The 23,242-nt window shown below is 46.7% G+C and carries 19 protein-coding genes; 11 read left to right on the plus strand and 8 right to left on the minus strand.

Translation table 11 applies throughout. The annotated features are described in order from the left end of the window. The first annotated feature begins 18 nt into the window (after positions 1 to 18). The 5 genes from ACMXYR_RS00475 (at position 19) to ACMXYR_RS00495 (ending at position 6,065) form a co-directional block, all read left to right on the plus strand. Positions 19 to 1,176 carry an acyl-CoA dehydrogenase family protein gene (locus ACMXYR_RS00475; RefSeq protein ID WP_415902482.1) on the plus strand — a complete coding sequence of 386 codons (1,158 nt, stop codon included), beginning with the start codon at positions 19 to 21 and terminating at the stop codon, positions 1,174 to 1,176. Between the two features lie 27 nt (positions 1,177 to 1,203). After that, a complete protein-coding gene (locus ACMXYR_RS00480; RefSeq protein ID WP_415886476.1) occupies positions 1,204 to 1,980 on the plus strand; it encodes an enoyl-CoA hydratase in 777 nt (258 codons plus the stop codon). 11 nt (positions 1,981 to 1,991) lie between these two features. Further along, positions 1,992 to 3,101: an enoyl-CoA hydratase/isomerase family protein gene (locus tag ACMXYR_RS00485; protein ID WP_415902483.1), complete on the plus strand. Its 1,110-nt coding sequence runs from the start codon at positions 1,992 to 1,994 to the stop codon at positions 3,099 to 3,101. Positions 3,102 to 3,193: 92 nt separating this feature from the next. Further along, positions 3,194 to 4,084, plus strand: a complete 891-nt coding sequence (gene mmsB, locus ACMXYR_RS00490; RefSeq protein WP_415883055.1) for a 3-hydroxyisobutyrate dehydrogenase — start codon at positions 3,194 to 3,196, stop codon at positions 4,082 to 4,084. 91 nt (positions 4,085 to 4,175) lie between these two features. Beyond that, complete coding sequence (locus tag ACMXYR_RS00495; RefSeq protein WP_415902484.1) at positions 4,176 to 6,065, plus strand: AMP-binding protein; 1,890 nt, start codon at positions 4,176 to 4,178, stop codon at positions 6,063 to 6,065. 293 nt (positions 6,066 to 6,358) lie between these two features. On the opposite strand, the gene ACMXYR_RS00500 is transcribed toward ACMXYR_RS00495, so the two are convergent. Further along, positions 6,359 to 7,249: a phosphate/phosphite/phosphonate ABC transporter substrate-binding protein gene (locus ACMXYR_RS00500; protein ID WP_415902485.1), complete on the minus strand. Its 891-nt coding sequence runs from the start codon at positions 7,247 to 7,249 to the stop codon at positions 6,359 to 6,361. 287 nt (positions 7,250 to 7,536) lie between these two features. On the opposite strand from ACMXYR_RS00500, the gene ACMXYR_RS00505 reads away from it, so the two are divergent. Beyond that, positions 7,537 to 8,298, plus strand: coding sequence for an SDR family oxidoreductase (locus ACMXYR_RS00505; RefSeq protein ID WP_415883064.1), 762 nt, complete (start codon positions 7,537 to 7,539; stop codon positions 8,296 to 8,298). Positions 8,299 to 8,332: 34 nt separating this feature from the next. Here ACMXYR_RS00505 and ACMXYR_RS00510 read toward each other — a convergent pair whose 3' ends face one another. From ACMXYR_RS00510 to ACMXYR_RS00525, 4 genes are all read right to left on the minus strand, one after another. Further along, positions 8,333 to 10,348, minus strand: coding sequence for an ATP-binding protein (locus ACMXYR_RS00510; protein ID WP_415902486.1), 2,016 nt, complete (start codon positions 10,346 to 10,348; stop codon positions 8,333 to 8,335). Next, on the minus strand, positions 10,348 to 11,334 hold the full coding sequence (locus ACMXYR_RS00515; protein ID WP_415902487.1) for an ABC transporter substrate-binding protein: 987 nt from the start codon (positions 11,332 to 11,334) through the stop codon (positions 10,348 to 10,350). Before ACMXYR_RS00515 ends, ACMXYR_RS00510 begins: the two co-directional genes overlap by 1 nt. Before the next feature lie 113 nt (positions 11,335 to 11,447). Beyond that, complete coding sequence (locus ACMXYR_RS00520; RefSeq protein ID WP_415902488.1) at positions 11,448 to 11,909, minus strand: methyltransferase family protein; 462 nt, start codon at positions 11,907 to 11,909, stop codon at positions 11,448 to 11,450. Between the two features lie 139 nt (positions 11,910 to 12,048). After that, on the minus strand, positions 12,049 to 13,704 hold the full coding sequence (locus tag ACMXYR_RS00525; protein WP_415902489.1) for an electron transfer flavoprotein-ubiquinone oxidoreductase: 1,656 nt from the start codon (positions 13,702 to 13,704) through the stop codon (positions 12,049 to 12,051). Between the two features lie 344 nt (positions 13,705 to 14,048). Here ACMXYR_RS00525 and ACMXYR_RS00530 point away from each other — a divergent pair, with 344 nt between their 5' ends. Together ACMXYR_RS00530 and ACMXYR_RS00535 are read left to right on the plus strand one after the other, a co-directional pair. Then, positions 14,049 to 14,798, plus strand: a complete 750-nt coding sequence (locus ACMXYR_RS00530) for an electron transfer flavoprotein subunit beta/FixA family protein (protein WP_415902490.1) — start codon at positions 14,049 to 14,051, stop codon at positions 14,796 to 14,798. Between the two features lie 11 nt (positions 14,799 to 14,809). Further along, positions 14,810 to 15,745 carry an electron transfer flavoprotein subunit alpha/FixB family protein gene (locus ACMXYR_RS00535; protein ID WP_415902491.1) on the plus strand — a complete coding sequence of 312 codons (936 nt, stop codon included), beginning with the start codon at positions 14,810 to 14,812 and terminating at the stop codon, positions 15,743 to 15,745. Between the two features lie 79 nt (positions 15,746 to 15,824). On the opposite strand, the gene ACMXYR_RS00540 is transcribed toward ACMXYR_RS00535, so the two are convergent. Beyond that, positions 15,825 to 17,549 (minus strand): ATP-binding protein, encoded by a 1,725-nt coding sequence (locus ACMXYR_RS00540; protein WP_415902492.1) that lies wholly within the window; start codon positions 17,547 to 17,549, stop codon positions 15,825 to 15,827. Between the two features lie 200 nt (positions 17,550 to 17,749). Here ACMXYR_RS00540 and ACMXYR_RS00545 point away from each other — a divergent pair, with 200 nt between their 5' ends. The 3 genes from ACMXYR_RS00545 to ACMXYR_RS00555 all read left to right on the plus strand — a co-directional run bounded on the left by ACMXYR_RS00545 (position 17,750) and on the right by ACMXYR_RS00555 (position 21,060). Continuing rightward, complete coding sequence (locus tag ACMXYR_RS00545) at positions 17,750 to 19,525, plus strand: putative bifunctional diguanylate cyclase/phosphodiesterase (protein ID WP_415902493.1); 1,776 nt, start codon at positions 17,750 to 17,752, stop codon at positions 19,523 to 19,525. 93 nt (positions 19,526 to 19,618) lie between these two features. Next, positions 19,619 to 20,167, plus strand: a complete 549-nt coding sequence (locus ACMXYR_RS00550) for a c-type cytochrome (protein ID WP_415902494.1) — start codon at positions 19,619 to 19,621, stop codon at positions 20,165 to 20,167. Next, positions 20,164 to 21,060 carry a c-type cytochrome gene (locus ACMXYR_RS00555; protein ID WP_415902495.1) on the plus strand — a complete coding sequence of 299 codons (897 nt, stop codon included), beginning with the start codon at positions 20,164 to 20,166 and terminating at the stop codon, positions 21,058 to 21,060. The genes ACMXYR_RS00550 and ACMXYR_RS00555 overlap by 4 nt, the downstream gene beginning before the upstream one ends. Positions 21,061 to 21,139: 79 nt before the next feature. Here ACMXYR_RS00555 and ACMXYR_RS00560 read toward each other — a convergent pair whose 3' ends face one another. Next, complete coding sequence (locus tag ACMXYR_RS00560) at positions 21,140 to 22,240, minus strand: 5-(carboxyamino)imidazole ribonucleotide synthase (protein WP_415902496.1); 1,101 nt, start codon at positions 22,238 to 22,240, stop codon at positions 21,140 to 21,142. Next, a complete protein-coding gene (gene purE / locus ACMXYR_RS00565) occupies positions 22,240 to 22,722 on the minus strand; it encodes a 5-(carboxyamino)imidazole ribonucleotide mutase (protein WP_415886493.1) in 483 nt (160 codons plus the stop codon). The genes ACMXYR_RS00560 and purE overlap by 1 nt, the downstream gene beginning before the upstream one ends. Positions 22,723 to 23,242: the final 520 nt, after the last annotated feature.

Raw genomic sequence — 23,242 nt, forward strand, 5'->3', positions numbered from 1 at the left:
CCACCTAAGGAGAGAGCAATGGATTTCGAGCTGAATGAAGATCAGATTGCATTCGCCGATATGGCCCGTGCCTTTGCGCAAAATGAGTTTGAGCCCCATGCAGCTGAGTGGGATGAAAAACAGATTTTTCCTGTTGATGTGCTGCGTCGAGCAGGTGAGATGGGCTTTTGTGGTCTGTATTCACCGGAAGATGTCGGTGGTCTAGGCCTGAGCCGCTTAGATGCCAGTATTATCTTTGAACAGTTGGCGATGGGTTGTACCTCGACCACTGCGTTTATCACGATTCACAACATGGCCGCGTGGATGATTGCCGATTTTGGTAATCAGGAAACCCGCGAGCACTGGTGCCCAGATCTAACCGCCGGTCTGAAGTTAGCGTCTTACTGCTTAACCGAGCCAAATGCCGGTTCCGATGCTGCATCCCTTAAATCTACCGCACGTCGTGAGGGTGATAACTACATCCTAAATGGCAGCAAGATTTTTATCTCCGGTGCCGGTAGTACCGATGTGCTTGTTGTAATGGCGCGTACCGGTGAAGAGGGACCAAAAGGGATCTCCGCTTTTGCGGTGGATGCTAAGAGCGAAGGCATCGTTTACGGCCGTAAAGAAGAAAAGATGGGCTGGAACAGCCAGCCGACACGAATGATTACGTTTGAAGACGTGGTAGTACCGGCATCTGCTCTACTGGGCAATGAAGGTGACGGCTTCAAAATTGCGATGAAAGGTCTGGATGGTGGCCGTATCAATATCGCGACTTGCTCGATTGGTACTGCACAAGCGGCGCTGAACAAAGCGCGTGACTATCTGCATGAGCGTAAGCAGTTTGGTAAAGAGCTAGCGCACTTCCAAGCGTTGCAGTTCAAGTTGGCAGATATGGCGACTGAGCTTGTGGCAGCAAGACAGCTAGTACGTTTGGCAGCATCGAAACTGGATGCAGGCCATGCCGATAAAACAGCGTACTGCGCGATGGCAAAGCGCTTTGCCACAGATGTAGGTTTTAACATTGCTGACGAAGCTCTGCAGATCTTTGGTGGCAACGGCTATATCAAAGAGTACCCATTGGAGCGCTACCTACGCGATAACCGCGTACACCGCATCCTTGAGGGCACTAACGAAATTATGCGCGTCATTATTGCTCGTCGAGTATTGATGGAAGATGCAGCGGATCTTGTGTGATCCGGTAGGACAGAATTGGAGAAAGCTATGACAGATAAATTGATTGTAGAAAAACACGGTCATACCGCCGTTATCACCATGAATAATCCTCCGGCCAACACTTGGACCGAAGAGAGCTTGTCGGGTTTAGTCACGATTGTTGACGAGCTAAACCAAGACAAACAGATCTACGCTTTGGTATTGCGCTCTACGAGCGAGAAGTTCTTCTCAGCTGGTGCCGATCTAAACCTGTTTGCGGACGGTGATCGTGCTATGGCACGTGAGATGGCGAGTCAGTTTGGTCGTGCTTTTGAAAGCTTATCTAAATTCCGCGGTGTATCTATCGCAGCGATCAACGGCTTTGCTATGGGTGGCGGTTTAGAAGTCGCACTGGCGTGTGATATTCGCGTTGCCGAAGAGCAAGCGCAGATGGCACTGCCAGAAGCAACGGTTGGTCTACTGCCATGTGCTGGTGGTACGCAGAATCTAACCATGCTGGTGGGCGAAGGTTGGGCTAAGCGCATGATCCTTTGTGGCGAGCGTATTAAAGCGCCACAAGCGAAAGGCATCGGTTTAGTTGAAGAGCTGGTTCCACAAGGTCAGGCGTACGACAAAGCGATGGAGTTGGCAAAAGCGGTAGAAAAACAAAGCCCAACAGCGATCGCGGCGTGTAAGCAACTGATTCAGAACAACCGTACTCATCACTGGGATGCTGGTTACCGTCTAGAGCGCGAATTGTTTGTTGATCTATTCCACACCGAAGATCAGAAAGAGGGTGTAAACGCATTCTTAGATAAGCGTGCACCTGAGTGGAAAAACCAATAAGGGACTGATTGATGAGCTGCGTACTGTTTAACGAATACCCAACCCAAGACGGCAAGAAGATTGTTGAGATCAGTCTGAATGCCGAGCGCTCTTTGAATGCGCTGACTTTGGAGATGATCGACCTGATCCAGCCAAAACTGGATGAGTGCAAAACGGACGATTCTGTCGTGGCGATCCTGCTGGATAGCGCCGGTGAGAAAGCGTTTTGTGCCGGTGGCGATGTCGTCAATCTTTACAAGGCGATGACCGGTGAGGGCGATGCTTCCTTCCCAGAAGATTTCTTCACCCGGGAGTACACGCTGGATTACACCATCCACACTTATCCAAAACCAATCATCTGTTGGGGTGCGGGTATTGTGATGGGCGGCGGCATGGGCCTGATGAACGGCTGTAGCCACCGTATCGTGACTGAAAGCTCCCATCTGGCGATGCCGGAAGTGACGATTGGCCTTTACCCAGATGTAGGCGGCAGTTGGTTCCTGAATCACATGCCGGGTCGTACAGGTCTGTTCCTGGGTCTGACGGGTAACCCAATGTTTGCTGCTGATGCGCTGTTCCTTGGTTTGGCTGATCGCTTTGTGGCAAATGAGCTACGCCAGAACATGGTTGAAGGGCTAAAAGCGGAAAACTGGGATGGCTGTGCAACAGCTGCCGTTAACCGCGTGTTACGGGTTGTAGAAGAACAGTCGCAACCGCAGTTCAAATCGGAGTCTCCGATTCAACAGCATTACGACTTTATCCAGAAGATTACCGATCACGACAGCGTTGAAGAGATTGTCTCTGCACTGTTGGCGGTTGAAAGCGACGACAAGTGGATCAATCGCTCCCAGAAAGCGATCGGTCATGGCAGTCCTCTTGCGATCAACCTGATCAAACAGCAATTAGAACGCACCGATCAGATGTCCCTGAAAGAGGTGTTCTGTGCCGAGATTGTTCTGTCTGTGCAGTGTTGCAGTCATCGTGAATTCCCAGAAGGCGTGCGAGCGCTGCTTGTGGATAAAGATGGCAAGCCGCAATGGACCTATCCAACACTGGCAGAGGTCGATCAGGCAAAAGTAGCTGAGTTTTTTGAGTCACCTTGGAAAGGCGACGGACAGGAGAACCCACTCGCCAATTTGTAAGGCGTGGGCAATGAAGATGGGATGCAGCGTTAAGCATCCAGATAAAACAACGATGTATAACAACTAGTTATAACAATAACAGGACTAGAGAAATGGCGACTATCGGTTTTATAGGTTTAGGTAACATGGGTGGTCCAATGGCGATCAACCTTGTTAAAGCGGGTCACTCAGTTAAAGCATTCGACCTGTCTCAAGATGCAATTGCCAAAGTAGTGGCTGAAGGTGGCCAAGCTGCTGCGACAGCCGTAGATGCAGCAACCGATGCTGAGTTTGTTATCACTATGCTGCCTGCGGGTAAGCATGTTGAAGGTTTGATGGTGTCTGGTGATGCGCCACTGTTTGATGTGGTTGCTGACGGTGCACTAATTATCGACTCATCTACGATCGATGCCGAAACAGCTAAGCAGGTTGCAGCGGTAGGTGCCGAGCGCGGTATTAACTTTATCGATGCGCCTGTATCTGGCGGTGTAGGTGGTGCGGTAGCAGGCACGTTAGCATTCATGGTGGGTGCGTCTGACGAGCAGTTCGCTAAAGCAAAACCTGTGCTTGAGTGCATGGGTAAAAACATCTTCCACGCCGGTAGCAACGGCGCAGGTCAGGTCGCTAAAGCGTGTAACAACATGCTGCTAGCGATCCTAATGACAGGTACATCTGAAGCCCTAAATATGGGTGTGAAGAACGGTCTAGATCCAGCAGTGCTATCTGAAATTATGAAGCAGAGCTCCGGTAACAACTGGTCACTACAGGTTTACAACCCGTTCCCAGGTGTGATGGAAGGCGTACCTTCTTCTAACGATTATCAAGGCGGTTTCCAAGTCGATCTAATGTTCAAAGATTTAGGTCTGGCGATGGAGCTAAGCCAACAAAGTGCGTCCCCAACTCCAATGGGTTCGCAGGCACGTGCACTGTTCAATCTGCACAAAGCCAACGGTAACGGCGGGCTGGACTTCTCCAGCGTTCTTCGCCTGTACCAAGACCAGTAAAAAAACTTATCCACAGATAAGCGAAACCTGCCAGTTGATGCGTGCTGGCAGGACTTTCCAACCTAAAACAAAAATAATTGAGGTTGATTCGATGGGATACAATCATGAGTATCAGTTGGCTTTGGCGAACACCGAAGCTTACTGGGCGGATCAGGCTGACCGTATTTCTTGGTTCAAAAAGCCGACAAAGACCCTTACAAAAACAGATTTTGGTACCTACAGCTGGTACGCCGATGGTGAGTTAAATAGCGCTTATTTAGCACTGGATTACCATGTGGAAAATGGCCGTGGTGAGCAGGTTGCACTGTATTACGATTCCCCTGCTGCCGGTAAAAAAGAGGCCATTACATACAACCAGCTTCTCGATCGTGTTGCCCGTTTTGCCGGAGCCCTAAAAGCTCAAGGCATCGAGAAAGGCGATACGGTTCTAATCTACATGCCGATGATTCCTGAAGCAGCCGTGGCTATGTTGGCTTGCGCTCGCTTAGGTGCGATTCACTCGGTGGTCTTCGGTGGCTTTGCCCCTGCAGAGATGGCGATTCGTATCGATGACGCCAATCCGAAGATGATCCTTACTGCGTCTTGCGGTATCGAGTTTGAGAAAACCATTGCCTATAAACCGCTGGTGGATAAAGCGATCGATCTAGCAAGCCACAAGCCAGAGCACACCATTGTGTTCCAGCGTGCGATGGTTAAAGCTGATATGGACCGCGATGGCGATCTGGACTGGATCGAAGTTCAGGAAGGTGTCGAGCCTGCGCAATGCACACCGGTTAAAGGTTCTGACCCGCTGTATATTCTTTACACATCGGGTACTACCGGCCAGCCAAAAGGGATCGTCCGTGATAACGGCGGTCATGCGGTGGCACTAAGCTATGCTCTGAATAACGTATACGGCATGCACCCGGGTGATGTTTGGTGGGGTGCGTCCGATATCGGTTGGGTTGTTGGTCACTCCTTCATCGTTTACGGCCCGCTGATGGGCGGCTGTAGCGCGATCTTCTTTGAAGGTAAGCCGATTAAAACACCCGATGCAGGTACGTTCTGGCGTGTCATTGAAGAGTACAAAGTTAACTCTATGTTCTGTGCACCAACCGCTTTCCGTGCGATCCGTAAAGAAGATCCAGAAGGTGCGCTGTCTCACAAATACGATCTAAACAGCCTTAAGTGGGTGTTTGTAGCGGGTGAGAAGCTAGACTCCTCTACCTACCACTGGTTGTCTTATCTGCTGAAAGTGCCGGTGATCGATCACTGGTGGCAGACCGAAACCGGTTGGCCGATGACGGCTCCAATGATGGGGTGGGACAACCCGTCTGAAGCCCGCTTAGGTTCTACCAATAAACCGATCCCAGGCTACGACATCCGTGTATTGGATGGCGATGGTAACGAAGTCGAAGACGGCGAAGCGGGTAATATCTGCGTGAAATTGCCGATGCCACCGGGTGTTGCTTGGAGTATCTGGAACAACAACGATCGTTACGTTAGCTCTTACCTAGAAGCCTTCCCGGGTTACTACCACACCGGCGATGGCGGCTTTAAAGATGACGACGGTTATATCTACATCACCGGTCGTACCGACGATGTAATCAACGTCTCCGGCCACCGTTTATCCACAGGTGAAATGGAAGAGGTTGTTTCCGCTCACCCTGCAGTAGCCGAGTGCGCTGTGATTGGCGTAAACGACGAACTCAAAGGCCAATTGCCAGTTGGCTTGATCGTGCTAAAAGCCGGTGAACAGATCGAAGAAGAGCAACTACAAACGGAGCTGGTGAAAATGGTCCGTGAACAAGTAGGTGCCCTTGCTTGCTTTAGAAGCGCAATCGTCGTGCAACGACTGCCTAAAACGCGATCAGGCAAAATCCTGCGCGCGATACTGCGAAAGATTGCAGCTAAAGAGCAGTATAAAATGCCCTCAACCATCGATGACGCCTCAATTCTTCCAGAAATTGAAGCACTAATCGAAGCGCGAGGCGCCATTTAACCCCCAAGAAAAATTACCCACAGGGATAGTTTCTTCCACTAGGAGCTATCCCACCTATTTTTCAAATTCTGCTCTCTTACCGGCCATGTACTTAGCGCATGTGCCGGTTTTTTTGTTTAGGGGGAGGACGCCGTTGAGCGACTAGAATTTTTTTCGAATAAAGGAAAGCATGTAAGAGGTTTCTGTTTTCTTCTATATGCTGACATTAGGAATAATCTTTTACACTATGGCTATTCTGAGATCGATTTTTATTACATTACTTGGGTAGTAGATCGTCACATCATTTCGCCGTGTTACATTTGTGGACTATCTAGCATCTCTAGTTTTTTTATCACTTCTCGGAAAGAATCGTAGTCTTCGTCAGATGCTGGATTTAAACCTGTAAGCACTGCTGATTTAAGAACAGCTTGCCCTTTGGGTGATTTGTCTAAGTTTAATAAAATTGATTTTACTTTTTCTTTTATTTCAGGCTTCAAGTTATCGTTTATAGCCCATGGTAGGTGTGAGTAATCCTTGCTTGAAGCGATCACTTTGAACTTGCTGATATCAATGTGATTTTTGACAGCGGGAAGAGCTAATACTCTGTTCCCAGCAGCTGAAGCATCCACAATGCCAGTATAGTTATTAAAAATAGTGTTAAGAGGGTTTCTTACTATTTGCTCAATGTAGTCAGTTCCTCTTTTAAGGCCCGCTTCATGAAGCATTAGTGTCGGAATGACATAGCTGATCATTGCTTGCTTACTGCCACCAAAACCTACTTTTTTGCCTTTTAGGTCTTCAAGCTTATTAATATCCGAATCCTTCCGGGCAAATAAGGAAGCTCTAATTGTCTTGTGCCCAAATTCTTCATTTTGGGCGATAACTTTATACCCCAGTTTCTCGTTCAGTTTTATATAGTCATATTGATTCAGGTGGACTAGGTCAAACTCGTTACGATAAAGAGATTGGGAAAAAATAGAGTAATTTTTGCTCGTAACAAGTTTTACAGGGTGGTTTAACTGTGATTCCAGATACTTGGCTAGCGGGGTGAAGTTTTTAACCGTATCTGCAGGGCTTCGTCTTGGAAAAACCCCGATAACCAAATGTTCTTTAGTGCCCTCTATATGTTGTGAACTTTCAGCAAATACCACCGATTCCATTAGGGAAGAAAAAACGAAACAAATAAGGAAAGCAAAACGTTTCACATAAACCTCATATACTGTCTGGGCGAGTGTTTTGAGAGTATAGCGTACCGTGCAGAGTAAAGTGGAACTTGGATTGCGGCTCTGTCCCTTAAATGAAAGAATTCTTATTTATATTTTTTCCGTTCTAATCTGATTCTTTACGTATCTTACAATTTGTTAGGGTTTTCCCTGATAAAATTCTCGTAATATCTCCTGAAACAGGCTATAAATGAGGTTATAAAAACAACAGAAGTAGATGGTATTACCTATATATAATCAGGTAAGACCATATTTTTGGAGATTAGGGTATGCAGGTTAAAAACAGTGTTTTTGTTATCACCGGTGGTGGTCGTGGTTTAGGGCGCGCAATGGCGGAGAACCTAGCGAAGCAGGGTGGTAAGTTGGCACTGATCGATTTGGATCAAGGCAATTTGGACGAAGCGGTAGCTGCATGTTCTGAATTCGGCGGAGAATCCCGCGGTTATGTGTGCAATATCACTGACGAGTCCGCGGTTGAGCAAACCTTTAAGCAGATCGTAGCTGACTTTGGCGAGATTAATGGCTTAGTCAATAACGCAGGTCTGATGCGTGACGGCATGCTGATTAAAGTTAAGGATGGTGAGCTGCAAGCGAAGATGAGTCTTGAGCAGTTCCAGTCGGTGGTCGAGGTTAATATGACCGGCACCTTTCTCTGTGGTCGAGAAGCAGCGGCTGCGATGGCAACTCAAGGGACAGGTGGTGTTATTGTAAATATATCTTCGGTGTCCCGTGCCGGTAATATGGGCCAAACTAACTACTCTGCAACAAAGGCTGCTGTCGCAACGATGGTTACGAGTTGGGCGGGTGAACTAGCCCGCCATAAGATTCGTGTAGGAGGTATCGCACCGGGTGTGATTGCTACAGAGATGACTGCTCAGATGAAGCCAGAAGCGATCGAACGCATGGTAGCTGCTGTGCCTGTACGTCGTTTAGGTGAAGTGGAAGAGATGGCTCACACGCTTCAGTACATCATTGAGAACGAGTTCTTTACTGGCCGTATCGTTGAGATGGACGGCGGTCTACGAATCTAATCCTTTTGTAATGGGGCTGCTGACTACGGCCCCATTATTTATCCTCTATAAACTCACTTTCGCAGGCATTCTTAAAGCTGAGGGTAAAGCTGAAACTACTGCCTTCATCGGGTGTGCTTTCGATCTTTAACTCCCCTCCCATCAGTTCAATGAGTTGTTTACTGATAGATAGATTGAGCCCGTGGCCTGTATGTGTGCTAAAGGCTGGCACACTCTCCTGACCGGCTATATTGAAAAGTGTTTTAATCTTCTCTGTATTCATACCCATCCCGGTATCACGGACAGAAAACTCAAATTGTGATAGAGAATTATTACTGGCTTGCTGTGACACATTGAGGATAACGGAGCCTTGGTTGGTAAATTTCAGGGCGTTATCGAGGAATATATTCAAGACTTGTAGTAAGCGTTTGGAATCGCCAAACAGGGAGGTGTTGATGACTTTTGTTTTCAGTTTTAGTTGTAGCCCTTTGCCTTGGGCTGCAGGTTTATTGTTATCTATTGCTTCACTTACTAATGTTTCTAGGTCAAACCTAATAGGGTTTAAGTTTACTTTGCCGGATTCTATTTCAGCAAAATCAACTAGGTTTTCGATCACCTTAAGTAAGTTGTCTGCCGAGTGATGAATGACACTAAGTACCGCAACAGGGTCTTGGATGGGGCTGTGCTCTGTGTGCTGCTCGGTTAACGTGATGATCGCATTCAAGGGTGTTCGGATCTCATGACTTATATTCGAAAGGAATTGCGATTTGGACTGACTGATCTGTGCCAGTTCTTGCGCCTTTATGGCAATTTCATGATTCGATCTTTGTAGGTCTGCCGTCCTTTCTCTAACCGCTGCTTCAAGATTAGAACGGATGCTGATGTCTTCTAATGAAATGATCAGCGATGGGATCAAGGTGCTAATAAATTGTTGTTCTTCGAGACTGATGCTAACCGGGGCTTTGGACAGGATCTCTACGGAACCCACAAGCTCCTTGCCATGACGCAGTGGAATATTTATCAGGTTACCTTGTAGTTTTTCCTCTGCATGTGAAGCTTTACTATGGATTTGCGCATCACGCACCAAAATCTCAATTTTACCTTTCTGGCGGTAAGACTCTTCAATCACCGGGGTCTCTGAGGCGTCTAAGCTAGGGGTATTGTTCTGGTGATAGTAAGAGATATAAAGCGCTGATGAAGCTAAACAGGGAATAGCTTCTGATATCGCATTAGATACTGCCGCAAAAGAGTCCTGCTTTTCCCGGCTTTCTTTCATTTCCGTTACGCCGCGGAGCAATAATAGAGATAGTTTATGAGACTGATCTAAGTTTTGGTTGAGTTCATTTAACTGATCAGATGATTCAGCTAATCGATTAGTCATGGAGTTGATGCTTTGTTCTAGCACCTTTAACTCGTCGTGACGTTTTCGCGGAATGGTTATTTTGGACTTACTGAGTTTATCGAAGGTTAGATTCTGTAGAGCACTGCTGAGTATTTCAATTGGTTTAATAAGTGTAGGGCGCACTATATACAGAAAGATGACCCATAGAGCGGTGGTTTTGATGATCGCATTAATAATAATGAGCAAAAAACCCGCTTGGACTTTGGTAATTACGACATCGGAGCTGGAATAGAATGCGGCTCGCCCTACCTCTGCCTTTTCATTCTCTTTTGTATAAACAATAGGGAACTCGTGTACCAATAACTGTGTGGGTAGAATGCCACTTGTTTGCTCATTAAGGTTCGCAGGCGTTAAACCGTTAGTCGAGATAAGATCATTACCTAAATCATAAATCTGTAAGCCAACGATTGAGGGCAGTTTTACGATACCTGGTGTGATTGTTTTTGTTCGCTCAACATCTAGATCCCACAAAGAGTCTGCGAGCGGTTCTTCAAATGAACTTTGGTAAAGCTGTAGGTCTTGTATAACGGAAGACTTTACATTGAAGTATTCCGTTGCCATATGCGCCAACGTTACTAGCGTGGCGATAATGATGTAGATCGAAAAAACCAGCTTGATCAGATTGAAGCCGATTGAATCCTTGATTGGTATGGCTTTATCATCCTTCATCATTGGATCCTTTGTTGTTCAACCTGGCAGTGAGAGGGAATCCATTGGGACCAGATAGTCTGGTTGTCGGCCATCCATTTATCAGAAGCTGCTTCGTAACTCAGGCCATCAACATCAACCATAGAGGCCAGCTCGGCAATCATGGCGTTGCTGAAGTTGATGTTTTGTAAGGTTTCGTAAGCGCAAGGCCAAGTGTCGGGCATGCCTTTCCAAGCTGCTTTCTTTAACCAACCTTGTTTCGGGTTGCCGCAATCGTGCAGGAAGCGCGGGTTGGTTCCCCAGCTGGGTTTGGTCTCGCAGTCGGGATGATAGTCAGGAAATTCAATAAAGCGGCCCGGATATTTCGCTTCCACCCAGTTGGGTGTCCAGTTAAACAAAACGATAGGTCGCTGTTCGATAGCCGCACGTTTTAGCTCGACCCAAAGGTCATCGCCTTGCTCAACGGTAATCGCTTTAAAGTCCATACCGAGTGCGCGGATGCGAGCGGCATCAGGTTTCTCCCATGGTCCGCCTAGGTACATCCCTTGCGGGGCAGTGCGGGGATCAACAAATAGGTCGGAGCATTTTTTTAGCGCTTGCCAATCCGGTAAGCCCGGACATAACTCTTCGACATACAGCGGATACCACCACTCTTCTCGGGTGATGGCATCGTGGGTGCCGGCATCCACTATAGCTCCTGCATCGATCATACGCTGGAACATCTTGGACATAGTGCCTTCCCAGACTTCGACCTGAATATGGCTCAAGCCTAGTTTGAGAGAGCCCCATTGGGCATTACTGGTTTTGTTTACATAACCGACGTTATAACCCATTGATTGCAGCACCTGACCGGTGACTCGTGCCAGCACTAACTGGCTGGTCCAGTCGTTCAGCAAAACTTGAATAGGTTTATCTGATTCCGGTGCCGCTGGCTTGTTAGCTGATGTCAGGGGCGCAAAGATAAGTATCAAAAGCGCAGCAATCCATTTATGGCAACTCAGGGTCATAAAGTCCTTCTCTGGCTTTGTGTGTGAAATTCAAACAGTTGTAAAGTAAAGGTAGGCTGAATCTAACGGGCTAACCTCTTGTAAATGTAGCAGTATTTCCAGAAGGCGCCAGCTTACAGCCAGCGCCGAACTTGCTGAGTGTAGGTCTTGTAGCTATCACCAAATAGTGCGGTGAGCGCTTGTTCTTCGGGTTGGATCTGGAATCTGTTCATATACAGGATAAAGCCAAATGAGCAGAGTAATGACGCGGGGTTGGCAAGGTAGGCTGCCCAGCTTAGAAGCAGACACATCAAACCCACATACATCGGGTTGCGTGTGTATTGGAATATACCGTTGGTCACTAGAGCAGAGCTTGCCTCTGGGGTGGTTGGATTGACGGTTGTTTGGGCTTTACGAAATGAAAAAACACCGGCTAAACCAAACACTAAACCGATCAGGATAATGGCTACTGCAATGGGAATGCGAAGTTCGGATTGTAGCGATAGGAAAGGCAGTAATTTGGCGCAAAGCCACATCAAGCCTGCAAAGATTAATACCAGTGCGACAGGTGGAATTCTCAGTTCTAGCTTAAGCATGCGACTTCTCAGGTTGTGAAATCCTAGGTTAAGTATCACCTAATATAAGCAATCTGGGAATTATTTTGAGCTAAAAAAAATCCGGGGCTTCGATGGATGAAGCCCCAGATTTCCACAACGTTACGAGAAGGTCGAGAGGTTACATGTTTGGATAGTTTGGCCCGCCCATGCCCTCTGGTGTAACCCATCTGATATTTTGTGCCGGATCTTTAATATCACAGGTCTTACAGTGTAGGCAGTTCTGCGAATTGATCTGGAAATGCTGACCACCATTTTCTTCATCATCCACAACTTCATACACACCCGCAGGGCAGTAACGTTGTGCTGGTTCTGCAAAGGTTAATAAGTTTGTTCCTAGTGGGATGCTGCTATCCATTAATTGCAGATGACATGGTTGGTCTTCCTCGTGGTTGGTATTGGAAAGGAATACCGAGGAGAGCTTGTCGAAGCTCAGTTTGCCATCAGGCTTAGGATATTCGATCGGCGTAAAGTTACTCGCCGGTTGTAACTGAGCGTGATCTTCATGGTTATCATGCAGCGTAATAGGTAGCTTACCGGCGAAGATGTTCTGATCAACGTAGTTAAATGCGCCGCCCATGATGGCGCCGAATTTATGCATCGCAGGGCCAAAGTTACGGGAACGGAACAGCTCATCGTATAGCCAAGATTGTTCGAATAGATCCTGATAACGTTCTAGATCAGTACCGCCAGAACAACCAGACGCAACCGCTTCAAAAATCGCTTCGGCACCAAGCATGCCGGATTTCATCGCCGTGTGTGTGCCTTTGATCTTACTGAAGTTAAGTGTGCCGGCATTACAACCAACTAACAAACCACCTGGGAAGTTCATTTTTGGCAGCGAGTTAAAGCCGCCTTTAGTAATCGCACGAGCACCATAAGATACGCGTGTACCGCCGTCTAAATGTTTCTTTAACACTGGGTGATGTTTCAGGCGCTGGAACTCATCAAACGGACTGATATGCGGGTTGGCGTAGTTGAGATCTACGATTAAGCCGGCAACCACTTGGTTGTTATCCGTGTGATAAAGGAAGAAGCCGCCACTAGTATTTTTATCGAGAGGCCAGCCAGAACCATGAACGACTAATCCCGGTTGATGCTGTTCAGCTGGGATATCCCATAGTTCTTTGATACCGATACCATAATGTTGCGCATCTGCTTCTTGGCTTAGGCCAAACTTGTGGATTAGCTCTTTACCTAAGTGACCACGGCAACCTTCGGAAAATACGGTGTATTTTGCGTGTAGCTCCATGCCCGGCATGTAGCTGTCTTTCTGCTCGCCGGTTTCAGTTAGGCCCATATCACCTGTGGCAATACCGCGTACGCTGCCATCGGCATTGTAAAGAATCTCAGCAGCTGCGAAGCCCGGGAAAATCTCTACACCTAGTTCTTCAGCGCGTTCGGCCAACCAGCGGCAGACATTACCTAGGCTAACAATGTAGTTGCCCTGGTTGTGCATTGTTTTAGGCACAAAGGTATTAGGGATTTTGCTACCGTTGTCGCCATCTTTAAGCAGGTAAACTTCATCTTCCGTCACTTCTGTCGTGAGCGGGGCGCCTTGCTCTTTCCAATTAGGGAACAGCTCATCTAGGGCACGGGTTTCCATAATGGCACCGGACAGAATATGGGCGCCTACTTCAGAGCCTTTTTCGACCACGCATACGGTTAGCTCTTGCTCTTTGTCCTGTGCTAATTGCATCAATCTGCAAGCAGTTGATAAGCCTGCAGGGCCTGCACCTACGATGACTACATCAAATTCCATCGACTCTCTTGTCATGTCGATTTCCCCTCTTAGTTGGTTGAGGAATCTGCGTTATTCTGCCGCTCTCTAGTGATTCCACTTAGTTATGTGAGACTGCTCTATAAAAAGAGGACTCGTTTAATGAAGGGTATTATATAGGTGTTTTCCCTAATAAATAAATAGCCTGATTATTAGCCTATAGGAGGGTTTTATAAAATTTAGGGGTGTTTGCTTATTATTTTTAAATGAGTATGATTAGGGAAAACACTTATTATGCTTGAGGCGAATTGCCTACTTCGCCGAAATGAGCGCATATTTAGAGATAAGCAAAACAGAGTGTGTGAAGCGCTCTTACAACTAAAACTAAAAGGTCTTTGCTGATGAAGGTACTTGTAACCGTTAAACGTGTTATCGACTACAACGTTAAAGTACGTGTTAAGTCGGACAATACAGATGTTGATTTGGCCAACGTGAAAATGGCTTTGAATCCATTTTGTGAAATTGCTGTAGAGGAAGCGGTGCGCTTAAAAGAAGCAGGCACAGCATCGGAAATTGTAGTGGCGTCTATTGGCCCTAAAGCGTGTCAGGAACAGATCCGTACAGCGCTAGCGCTAGGTGCAGACCGTGGTATCCAGATCGAAACTGAAGATATGCCAGAGTCACTTAACGTGGCTAAGTTGTTGGCGAAAGTGATTGATGAAGAGCAACCTGGCCTTGTGATTATGGGTAAACAGGCGATCGATTCAGATAACAATCAGACTGGCCAGATGTTGGCTGCATTAACTGATATGCCACAAGGTACGTTCGCCTCTGAAGTTAAGATTGAAGGTGACAAGGTTGATGTGACTCGTGAAGTTGATGGCGGTTTGCAGACGGTTGCGCTGAACATGCCAGCAATTGTGACTACTGATTTACGCTTGAATGAGCCTCGCTATGCTTCTCTGCCAAATATTATGAAGGCTAAACGTAAGCCTTTAGATGTTAAAACACCGGCAGATCTAGGTGTTGAGTTGAAAGCACATACTAAGTTGTTAAAAGTGACGCCGCCTGCTGAACGTCAGGCTGGTATCAAAGTCTCCAGTGTTGATGAGCTGGTGGAAAAACTTAAAAACGAAGCGAAAGTACTTTAAGGGGCGAAGACATGGCGATTTTAATTATTGCAGAACATGACAATAGCGCTCTAAAGGGAGCGACGTTAAACGCAGTGACAGCTGCATCTAAGATGGGTAGTGATCTACACCTGCTGGTTGCTGGTGCAGGTTGCAGCGCTGTAGCCGAGGCTGCTGCACAAGTAGCAGGTATTGAGAAAGTTTTGTTGGCAGACAATGCCGCATACGAACATCAACTTGCTGAGAATATGGGTAAGTTGGTGGCTGAGATCGGTAAGGGTTATAGCCATATCGTTGCGCCCGCGACGACTACAGGTAAAAACTTTATGCCGCGTGTGGCTGCGCTTTTAGATGTAGCTCAGATCTCTGATATTACTGCGGTGGAATCGGATAATACTTTCCAGCGTCCTATCTATGCCGGCAATGCCATCGCAACGGTTGAATCTTGCGACCCGGTAAAAGTTATCACTGTTCGTGGTACTGCATTTGATGCTGCGGTATCTGAGGGGGGAAGTGCTTCTGTTGAAAGTATTTCAGCAGTACACGACAGTGGTATCTCTAGCTTTGTTGGCGAAGAGATGGCTCAGTCTGATCGTCCAGAACTAACGGCTGCAGACGTAATTATCTCCGGTGGTCGTGGTATGGGTAACGGAGAGAACTTTGCCATGCTGGAAAAAGTTGCAGATAAGCTGGGTGCAGCAGTAGGTGCATCCCGTGCAGCGGTTGACGCAGGTTTTGTACCGAATGATATGCAAGTAGGTCAAACCGGTAAGATCGTTGCGCCAGAACTTTATATTGCTGTAGGTATCTCTGGTGCGATCCAGCACTTGGCGGGTATGAAAGATTCGAAAATTATTGTCGCAATCAACAAAGATGAAGAAGCGCCAATCTTCTCTGTTGCCGATTACGGCTTAGTGGCAGACCTATTTGATGCCGTTCCTGAATTAGAGCAAAAGTTATCTAGTTAGGATAAATAGTCTTCTACGTGTGAATTACCTCTTTTTCACTCTACGTTTGCCGGTACCGTTGGTACCGGCTTTTTTATGTCTACGCTTCGATCTCATCCTGAATTTCAGGTGCCTTTAACGGTAGTTCTAAAATAAAGGTGGTGCCCGTATCGGAGTTGCTATTGACCTTTATGGTGCCGCCTAAGACGTGATTGACGATTGAATAAACAATACTTAGCCCTAGGCCTGAATTCCCTTGTCCAAGGGCAGTGGTGAAGAAAGGATCAAACACTTGGCCTAGGTATTGTGAGGGGATACCGCAGCCGTTATCTGCCACTTTAAGGATTAGGTTGTCTTCACTTTGTGCATAGCTGATTGAGAGTGCGAGAGGATCTGTTTGTTTAGGCGCGTGAGTAACTGCGTTGTTGATGAGGTGTACTAATGCTTGTGCTAGCGGCGCCGGATAGGTTTCCATCGATAATGTGGCATCGCCGTTTACAGACACTGCTATCTCATCGTCCGCAAGATCATTAGTCGCGATCACGGTAGCATCGTCAATCAGTTCGGCGATGTTGATCTGTTGCCTATGTTCCTGACTTTGATGAACAGATATCTGTTTGAAGTTACGTAGTAGTGTCACAGCTCGTCGCAGAGCGTCAGCTTCTAGCTCTAAAGAGTCTTGGCTCTCGTTAAGAAAATCTAGGAGTGCTTTCTTGGTGAGACTGTCTTGGCCTACTAGTTTTTCCAATTGGGCGATCTGTTCTTTGAGTGTGCTACTCAGTGTAATTGCCATGCCCAATGGTGTGTTTATCTCATGGGCAACGCCACTCACAATGGAGTTAAGTGCTGCCATTTTTTCCGTTTGCACGAGTTGTTTTTGAGTGCGGGTAAGGCGATCGACTGTTTCTTCCAGAGAGGCTTTAGCGGTGGAGAGGGATTGAGTGCGTTCTCTTACTTGGCGCTTTAACGTAATAATGGATGCTACTGCTAAGCAGGCTAAAACGAGCACAGTTCCGAAACCAAACTGGTAGTAGATTTGGTTAAGTTTGTCCTCGGTAAGATAAACCATGTTATAGCCAGACCACTGCTGGTTGAGACGGTCGAGTGTACCTTCGGCCTCCATCAGTTCTATGCCTTTTTGCAGCTGTTTAACCAGCTCTGTATCACTCTTTCTTACGCCCATGTGGGTCGCTTTAGTGGCGATAGGCGTGGGTGCAAACTTAATCCCTTTTAATTTATGCTTCTGAATAACGTAGGAGCCGACCCATTTAGTAGTGGCTAAGGCATCAATTTCACCTTTTAAAAGTTTTTGAAAACCATCTAAGTGATCATTCATTGTCACTAACTTAGCTTGGCTTTGAGTTTCGATTATTTTCCGAGGAAATCCCCCTTTCGATACGCCTGTTTTGATTCCTTTGAGATCTGCTAAACCATGGATAGTGAGGTTGTCACTACGGAGAAAGAGACTAATTTCAAAGTGCAAAAAACTATCAACAAAGGCGTAGTCTTTGATGCGGTCTGGATTAGGGCTGAAAACGGTCAAGACATCGGCTCTGCCTTCTAAAACAGCTTGCTGAGCTTGCTTCCAATTCATCAGGTTGTATTCGACTTTGCGGTTTAGCGCTTTGGAATATTCTTCTAAAAAAGAGGAAAAAATACCGCGGGGTTTTCCCTCCTCTAGCCATTCAATAGGTGGGTAATCCTTGTCTCCAACAAAGCGAATCGGCGGTTGACTGCTGTCAGGTCCAAAGGTGGTTTGCGCACTAGATAGCTGGGAAAATAGAAAGATTATTCCAGCAAATAGAAACTGATAAGTGACACGCATCAATATTTCACATCTCTAAATTACATACTCTGTTTATTGAGTATAGGAAGACTTGGATTAGATGCCATGGACGAATTCACATCAATAGTGTTGTTCTAATCACTACTCAATCCACTACAACAAAGTGTGGTCGTGGAACTTAAGTGTGGTAAGCTCGGATAGCGCTCAAAGTTAACATTGGAAGTATTGAGGTAACGCAGTTGTCCGAAGATGTGCCAAGTCTGATTAGGGAAAATACGCAGCTGCGTCAGCGTATTCAGTATCTTGAGAAAGTCGAACAGTCGCTTAGGGAAACTGAACAGCGCTATGCTCTGGCGATGAAAGGGGCTAACGAAGGGCTTTGGGATTGGGATCCTGTTAGCAAAGAGCTCTACCTGTCAGCGCGTCTACTCAGTACCATTGGTATGGGTAAAGACACCATTAAGACTACTTCCAGTGAGTGGTTACAATGGGTACATGCGGATGATCGTGAACGTTACCAACAAGTTCTTTGTCGTCATCTCAAAGGCGAAACCGAATTCTTCCGTTGTGAATATCGTGTAAAGAACAACAATGGTGGTTATTTCTGGGTGCTTGCCCATGGTTTAGCATTGAGAAATGAGGCCAACGTTGCCTACCGTATGGTTGGTTCTATAGGTGATATTACTGAGCGCAAGAATTACGAGTCTAAATTATTACACCAAGCTACTTATGATCATCTCACCGGTTTGCCTAATCGTGTACTAGCGATGGACCGGCTGTCTCAAGCTTTAACCCGCGCTAATAAAAATCAAACCTCTGTGGGTATCCTATTTGTCGATCTGGACAACTTTAAAAAGATTAACGATACCTTAGGGCATGAAGTCGGTGATCAGCACCTGCAAGAGATCAGCCGACGTTTGGGATACTGTGTACATGGCGACGATACCATTGCGCGTTTGGGTGGCGATGAGTTTTTAGTCATCTTGCCTGACCGAAAAGCGCACGATGAAATCTCGGATATATGTGAGCGGATCTTAAGAACGGCTGTGCAGCCAGTGTTGATCAATGGCTATGAGTTATCCACGTCAGCGAGTATCGGAATCACTGTTGCGCCTAAGGATGGTCAAGATCCTGTTGCTCTGCTGCGTAATGCTGACGCTGCGATGTATAAAGCTAAGGCGGTAGGTAAAGACGCCTTTCGGTTCTATACAGAGGAGATGGAGCACGAGACGGTGTTTAAATTCACTATGGAATCCTATCTCCGTCGTGCGCTCTCGCAAAATCAGTTTAGTCTGAGCTATCAAAGTATTATCGATGCAGCTAGTGGCAAAATTATTGGGGCTGAAGCCCTGTTGCGTTGGTCATGTCCTGAATATGGTCAGGTCTCTCCTGATCAATTTATCCCGCTGGCAGAAGAATCTGGTTTGATTGTTCCTATTGGTGATTGGGTGCTTGAACAAGCCTGTAAGCAAGCGGTGCAGTGGGCTGAACTTATGGGAGAGTCATTCAAAATTGCTGTGAACGTTGCTTTCCCACAGTTCCGTGATGGGCACTTAGAATATACGGTTAAGCGAGTTCTACGAGAGACAGGTCTAAAACCTGATGCTTTGGAACTCGAACTCACAGAGCGTCTTTTGATGGAAGATGAACGTGGTTGTGGCGAAGCGTTGAAGCACTTGAGTGAAATGGGTGTGCAGCTGTCTATTGATGACTTTGGTACCGGTTATTCAGCACTCAACTATCTACAAAAATTCCCTGTGGATACATTAAAAATTGATCGTAGTTTCACAGCAGAGTTGAGTGTCACGCCAGAAAGTCCTGCGTTGATCTCCGGTATTATTCAAATGGCTCATGCTCTTGGGCTGAAAGTGGTTGGCGAGGGTGTAGAGCTTGCTGATCAACGAGATTTCTTACAGAAAAAATCTTGTGATTACTTTCAGGGTTATCTGTTTTCAAAACCTCTGCCAGCAGAGCATTTTACTGAATTACTGCAAGCGCAGTTACAACAGGGCTAACGGCACTTATTGATTCTGATATCTCCGTGTATCATTACTGCATGACCCTAACTTACGGGTTCCATCGGCAGTTTTTGAGGCGAGAGTTAAGATATGTATAAGAAGATCATCCCTGCGTTTGTTGCTGTAATGATGCTTGGGCAGCCATTAGCAGCGTATGCCCATGGTGGAGCAACAGGGATTGTTAAAGAACGTATGGATGCCATGGAAGATATGAAAGGGGCGATGAAAACTGTCTCTGACATGTTTAAGGGTAAAATTCCTTATGAGCCTGTTCAGGTTCGTGTTGCCGCTGAAACGATCAATATGCATGCCGGCGAGAGCCTCACTAAATTGTTCCCTGAAGGTAGTTTGGATCATCCAACTGAAGCTAAGGCTGAAATTTGGCAGGATTGGGATCGTTTCCAGCATCTTTCGAAAGAGTTAGAGCGAATCAGCCAAGGTTTGTACGACGCCGCTGACAATGTTGGCTCTGAAAATGAGGAAGATACTTCGGCAAGCATGATGGGTATGGCTGCAGAGCCTGAAGTGCAAGAGGGCGCTGAATCTTTTGCGACTATGCCGGTAGAAGTAGTATTTGAGCGCTTAAGTGATAACTGCTCAGCTTGTCATACTGACTATCGTGTAGAGAAAGATAAATGAGAAAACTCCTCTGGTTTTCAGTTCTCCTAATCTGCTTGGTTTTAGGCGCTGTGTTAGGAGTCAACTACCTGAGTTCGGGAGACGAGCCTAGAGCCTCGCTATCTGAGCTGAAGGGAAATATTGCCAGAGGAGCTTATCTTGCGCGTGTTTCAGGCTGTATCGCTTGTCATACCGATAGTGAAGCCAAAGGAAAGCCGTTAGCGGGTGGAAAGGGTACGGAAACACCCTTCGGAACTTTCTATGCGCCGAATCTTACGATGGATAAGGAGCATGGAATAGGGAAGTGGAGTGTAGATGATTTTGAACGTGCATTGCGTGCCGGCAAATCGCCTAATGGTCAAAGCTATTACCCTGCCTTTCCTTATAGTTTTTACACGCGTTTATCTGATCAGGATGTCGCTGATTTGTGGTCGGCGTTTAAAACCGTCCCCGCTGTTGCTAAACCTTCTACAGCACATCGAGTGAGCTTCCCATTCAACCTTAATTGGGGCTTAGATGTGTGGCAATTGCTGTTCTTTGATGAGCAACGGTTTATCCCCGATGCAAAGAGCAATGAGCAGTACAATCGTGGTGCTTACCTCGTTCAGGGGCCGACGCATTGCGGCGCGTGCCATACTCCAAGAAACCTATTGGGTGGATTAGATACTGAGGTAGCATTAAGTGGTCATCAGGGCTTTGTTGAAGATGATGGCGTTATTCCTGCAATTACTGCAGTCGCATTAGCTGAACAGGGTTGGAGTGAAGCGGATATAGCTTACTCGTTGAAGTCGGGTGTTAAGCAGGATGGTGATGTCTTTGGCGGCAGTATGGGCGAAGTGGTACGTGATGGCGCTAAGTATCTAAAGAAGTCAGATCGAGATGCAGTCGCTCATTACTTGATGACTCAGCCGTGATTGCTTAATAGCAGCGAATAAAAAACCCGGTACTGTGAAGTAGCCGGGTTTTTTTATGCTTAGTCCTAACTAAAGACGATTAGTCTTCGTAAAGGCTATCGCGAATGCGTTTTAGCTTAACTTCTAGTGTATGACGGTCATCACTTACCAGGTTAAGGTGCCCAACCTTTCGGCCTGGACGCAGCGACTTGTTGTACACATGGTGCTGTACATTGCTTTCGCTGATAATCTCTTTAGGTGCTTCGATACCTAATAGGTTAACCATACCAGCGTGTTGGCTGTTGATGGTGTGACCTAAACCTAAACCGCAGATAGCGCGGATATGGTTTTCAAACTGGGAAGAGATACCTGCACCTTGAGTCCAGTGACCACTGTTATGAACACGTGGCGCTAGTTCGTTAACAAGCAAATCATCACCCGCTTGGAACATTTCGATAGCGATTACGCCAACGTAGTCCAAAGCGTTGAGTACTTTATCTGCGATATCTTTAGCTTTAGCGTGCAAGGCATCAGGTGCATCAGCTGGAGCAATCGAGCTCCACAGAATACCGTTACGGTGAAGGTTTTCTGTCAGCGGATAGAACACACATGCGCCAGACGCGTCACGTGCGGCAATCAAAGACACTTCACGGTCAAAATCGACGCGGCCTTCAATCACAACTTCTGGTAGCGAATCGGCTTGGGCTACAAGATTAGCTAAATCTTCATCGGTTTTTAGAACCCATTGGCCGTAACCGTCGTAACCCTCTTCGCAGGTCTTAACGAATACTGGGTAACCTAGCGTTTTAACGCTCGCGCTCAATTCCTCTGCATTGTTAGCAAGGTGGAAAGGAGCTGTCTGAATACCTAGAGAGTTTAGGAAGGTTTTCTCACGTCCGCGGTGTTGGCAATAGCTAATCGCTTCTGGAGAAGGGTAAACAGAGCAGTGTGGTTTCAATGTGCTCAGAAGGGACACATCAACATGCTCACGCTCAACCGTTACAACATCAGGATTGCCTAGCGCAGTAAAAAGAGACTCGCCTTCCATCTCTGGAGTACGTTCAACAATTTCACCTAAGCCTTTAACGCAATCGGTACCTTCACCTGGCTCAGCCAGAAAAGTAAAACGGTGGCCTTGAGGCCAACCAGCCAAAGCCATCATGCGTGCCAACTGACCGCATCCAACAATAGCAACGTGCATTATTCTACCTCAACAGGAACGCTGTCAGTCTGAGCTTTACGCCAATCCTGTAGGCGTTGGCTCAATTCTGCATCTTTAAGGGCTAGCATCTGTGCTGCCATTAGGCCTGCATTGTATGCGCCCGCACCGCCAATTGCCTGACAAGCAACTGCTACGCCGCGTGGCATCTGAACCATAGATAGTAGGCTATCTAGGCCTTTAATGTTTTTGCTGGCAACAGGTACTGCGATAACTGGCAGATGAGTCATAGATGCTGCCATACCAGCCAAGTGAGCTGCGCCGCCAGCACCTGCAATAATTACCTCAACGCCACGTGTGTGCGCTTCGGAGGCAAACTGGAAAAGACGCTCAGGCGTACGGTGTGCAGAAACTACTTTAGTTTCAAACTCTACACCTAGTTCTTCCAGTGGCTTAGTAGCCTCTTGCATGGTTGGCCAGTCTGAGCGAGAGCCCATGATGATACTGACGGAGACTTTACTCATTTTTGTTTACCTGTTTCCTCTTGGCTTAAAGCCAAAAATTCAATAATCAGTGCGCTGAAAAATAGAAACCTTATCAACACGTTATACAACGTGATGCTATGTAAGTTAGCAATCATTGATAGGCTTTGGTTAGCGCTTGGAGGTGTTACGAATATCGCTGCAGGTACCGCGATAAAGAAGAAACACCGACCCCTAATGCTGCCAGTAGAATGGTACCACCAGAGGATAAACCCAATAAAACAGTGGTGGCTGTACCTAGTACTGCGCCCAAGGGGCGACATCATACCACCAAAGCTAGTAATAGAGGAGTCGTACTCGCGAAGTAGTTCAATTCTTGATCTGACAGGATTGCCCTCCTTTTTCAAAAATAGGGCACAAAACTGCGTAAAGTGTATCAAAAAATGCTAATCACTACTTGTTTCTTTCTTCTAATAGGTCGGCTCTGAATTCGTTCTTAATGTTGTACGGATCGCTGATTTCTGCAGCCATCGATAGGCTCTGTATGGAGTATACAAATATA

It is taken from the genome of Neptuniibacter sp. QD29_5, from assembly GCF_047778125.1.
In the GTDB taxonomy this organism is placed as follows: domain Bacteria; phylum Pseudomonadota; class Gammaproteobacteria; order Pseudomonadales; family Balneatricaceae; genus Neptuniibacter.